Genomic DNA, 3995 nt, shown 5'->3' with positions numbered 1-3995 from the left:
CAAATAGATTTACTCTACTAGTACCATACTCATCAACATTTTTCTCCCATATATGCTGGAATGAATCCAAAAAATCTTTTGATCCTATACTTAACTCCATATCAAAACCCTCCTAAGGTATAGTGCGAAATATATTATTCTATCTCTTATAACAAGGCTATAATTACCTTCAACGCTTCAACTTCCTCTTTGCTTAAAGTCACACCTTTACCCATTTTTTCATGCTCTGGTGCCCAATCTCTTAAATCATATTTTGCTTCTCTACCGTTCCAGGATACAAGGTTTAGTTCCTTTCTCCACCCTTTGGCATTCTCTGAAAGAACGCCAAGCGTTTCAACTATTTCATATTTGATTTCAGCCATTTTATTCACCTTTTCTCTTTAAGCCTAATATGATGGTTTCGACTCTGCAACTCGATCATAAAAAACCATATTAACTTGATTTCCACACATTTTTTCTGCCTGTCTCATAACAGTTTCCATTGCTTTTTTTGCTTGCTCAGGTGGATAATCATATTTCTTGAGTAGTCTCTTGATTATACGCCTCATACCAGCTTGAGCGCTTTTTCTGACACTCCAGTCAATGGTAATATTATTTCGTATTGCTACTGTAAGTTCCCTCGCAATCTTTTTAAGTGTTTCATCTTCCAAAAACTCTTTGACAATGTCATCCGCTGTAAGAGCATCGTAAAAAGCAATTTCATCTTCACTTAATCCTGAAGCTGCCTGTTCCTCTTTCATTTTCTTAAGCTCATGTGCCATACGGATAAGTTCTTCAATAACTTCTGCATTGGTAATTGCTTGATTCCTATATTTATTCAGGGCTTTCTTAAGCTTTTCAGAGAACATTTCCGACTTAACAAGGTTTGTTCTTTCAATGGATTTTATGTTGCCTTCTAAGAGCTTTCTCAACATTTCAACTGCCAAATTCTTTTGCTTAAGCTCTCTGACTTCTTCCAAAAATTCTTCTGATAATATTGATACTTCAGGTCTTTGAATTCCCATAGCATCAAAAACATCAATGACATCCTCTGAAATAATTGAACGCTCAAGCATTTGATGAACTCTGGCATCAATTTGACTTTTGCTCAGTGCACGTTCGCCTTTAGCACTTAATTTCACCAAGCTCGCTTTAACCGCTTTGAAATAACTAACTTCAAGGGCTTTTGATCTTCCTATTTCAGATGCTGCACATAATGAATGCGCTTTTGATAATTCTACTGCTGTTTTCTTGAATTCTTTTTGGTCTTCCTCGGTCATTCCAAGCACAAAATCCATACCGCCTGTAATAGCACGAATTCTCTTTACCTGAGAATCTCCCATATAGTCGGAATAGTCATAACCATGGAACATATCCTGTAAAATTTCAAGTTTTTCAAGCATCACACCAATAGCCACATCTGTATTGATTCCTGTGTTGCCACGATCATTATCGGTATATTGTTTTAAGGCACTTTTAAGACTTTCTAAGATACCAATATAATCTACAACAACCCCACCTGATTTTTCTTTAAAGACACGGTTAACTCTCGCAATAGCCTGCATTAAGTTATGGCCTTTCATCGGCTTATCAATATACATTGTATGCATAGAAGGTACGTCAAATCCAGTCAGCCACATATCTCTAACAATAACAATTTTCAGTTCGTCACTATTGTCTTTCATACGTTTTGCTAATGTATCTCTACGTTGTTTGCCGCCTACATGCTGTTGTAATCTTTCACTATCCGCTGCACTGCCTGTCATTACCACTTTAATTCTACCTTTATCTACATCATCACTATGCCAGTCCGGTCTAAGTGCTATTATTTCATCGTATAAATCTGCACATATTTTGCGGCTCATACAAACAACCATAGCTTTACCATCAATGGCTTTCGTCTTTTCCTCGTAGTGCGTCACAATGTCTTCGGCCAGCTTTTTCACGCGATTTGGAGAACCTACAATTGCTTCTAGGCGAGACCATTTGCCTTTATTTTTTTCTTTTTCAATGTCTTCTTGCCCTTCAGTTAATTCATCAAATTCTTCATCAATTGCCTTCAGCTCTTCTTCATCAGCTTTCAGCTTAATGATCCGATTTTCATAATATATTTTAACAGTAGCTTCATCCTCAACGGCTCTTGTCATATCATATGTATCAATTGTATGACCAAAAACTGCCGTTGTAGAACGGTCTTCAAGATCAATTGGTGTACCAGTAAATCCGATAAAAGAAGCATTTGGCAAAGCATCTCTTAAATATTTTGCATATCCATATTTCACTTCACCTGTTTTAGCATCTGCCTTTGCTTCCAAGCCGTATTGACTTCTATGGGCTTCATCGGCAATTATAATCACATTTCTACGATCTGTTAATACAGGCATTTCCCCTTCTTCAGGTTTGAATTTTTGAATGGTTGTGAAAATAATACCACCAGATTCTCTCTCATTCAAAAGATCAAAAAGTCCATTAATCTCTACTGAATTGTTTCCATTGACTGCTGATTTTTGAGTATCTGTCAGTTTTCTCATATCGGCTTGTTTAGGCGTTTGTCTTAAAATATCTTTAGACTTTGTAAATGTCGTAAATAGCTGATCATCCAAGTCATTTCTATCCGTTATGACAATAATCGTCGGATTATTCAGTTCTCTTACAAGACCAGCAGTATAAAACACCATGGAAAAACTCTTTCCTGAACCTTGTGTATGCCAAATTACACCAATTTTGCGATCTCCATCTACACTGGTTGCTTCCTTAGTTTTTTCAACGGCTTTTTTCACAGCAAAATATTGATGATAAGCTGATAAAATTTTAATGATTGTCTTTTTATCACCCAACTTCTTTCCATCAACGTCTTTTTCATCTTCACTTGACTCTTGGAATAAAATAAAATTCTGAATAATATCCAACAGTCTTTCTTTTTGAAGCATACCGTTAAACATAACTTCATATTGAGGCTTTGAAAGGGGTTCAACTACTTCTCCATCAATACTTCTCCAATTCATGAATCGCTCTTCATTAGATGTTATGGTTCCCGCCTTTGCATTAATACCATCAGATAAAATACAAAAAGCATTATAATTAAATAGGCTTGGTATATCCTTTTTATACGTTTGAACCTGATTATAGGCACTTTCTATACCAACATTTTCATCACTAGCAGACTTTAACTCAACTAAAATCAAAGGAATCCCATTAATAAAGATAATAAGATCCGGACGGCGTTCTTCATTTTCTACGATGGTAAACTGATTGACCACCAGAAACTCATTTCTATCAAAAAGTTCTTTTTCAAATTCGACAATACGTGCATTCTTTGTACGAGGGTGTCCGTTTTCCATAAAGGAAACTTCTATTCCCTCCGTCAATAGCTTGTGGAAGTTTCTATTATTCTCTTCCAGCATTGGGCTATTGAAAGTAATGATTTGTCTGTAAGCTTCTTCTAATGCTTCTTCCGGTAAATCCCTGTTGATTCGATAAAGAGCGTCTTTCACACGGCTAGCTAATATAACTTCGCGATAATCTTTGCGTTCTTCATATTCTCCACCTAACGATATATCAGGGCCAAAAGCATATTCATAACCTAATTCTTGTAATATCTCTATGGCCGCTTCTTCAAGTAAATCTTCAGTAAAATTTTCTAAAAGGCTCAATGTATACTCCCCCTTCAATTAAATTAATTGTTATCTATTGGTACACAAAATTAAAATTTGTCGTACTAAATCTCAAAATTTATCCTAATCCGTTATCTGCAAACATTCGCTATTTTCTCAATCTTGCAAGGTAATAATACCATTACATTTTGAACAAATTAACATGTGCACAGCTGTTTTAAATACAACCACCCATGGTAAGAATGACTTTTGCATGCTTATATCCCTTATTCTTGCTACTACTGTTTCTGATTTCTAGTTCTGTCATTGCCTAGCTCATAACTCTTGCCGTAGCTAGCTCGCTTATCTTGCCTCAAAAAATGCGTGTAGTGGCTGCAGTGTTACTGCAGCCCAATAATCATG

At 36.0% G+C, this 3995-nt stretch carries 2 protein-coding genes; both read right to left on the bottom strand.

What is annotated here, in order from left to right; all coding sequences use genetic code 11:
* Positions 1-146 precede the first annotated feature (146 nt).
* A complete protein-coding gene (locus KHM83_RS19390; RefSeq protein ID WP_213238691.1) occupies positions 147-362 on the bottom strand; it encodes a YdbC family protein in 216 nt (71 codons plus the stop codon).
* Positions 363-386: 24 nt separating this feature from the next.
* Complete coding sequence (locus KHM83_RS19385; protein ID WP_213238690.1) at positions 387-3632, bottom strand: type I restriction endonuclease subunit R; 3246 nt, start codon at positions 3630-3632, stop codon at positions 387-389.
* Positions 3633-3995: the final 363 nt, after the last annotated feature.

The organism is Fusibacter paucivorans (assembly GCF_018390735.1).
GTDB classification, from domain to species: Bacteria; Bacillota; Clostridia; order Peptostreptococcales; family Acidaminobacteraceae; genus Fusibacter; species Fusibacter paucivorans.
The sequence above is the reverse complement of the archived record's forward strand: the minus strand, read 5'-3'. Positions and strand labels throughout refer to the sequence as shown.

Excerpts from the sequence above, each read along its gene's own strand:
- KHM83_RS19390 (WP_213238691.1), bottom strand. The coding sequence starts at position 362 with ATGGCTGAAATCAAATATGAAATAGTTGAAACGCTTGGCGTTCTTTCA.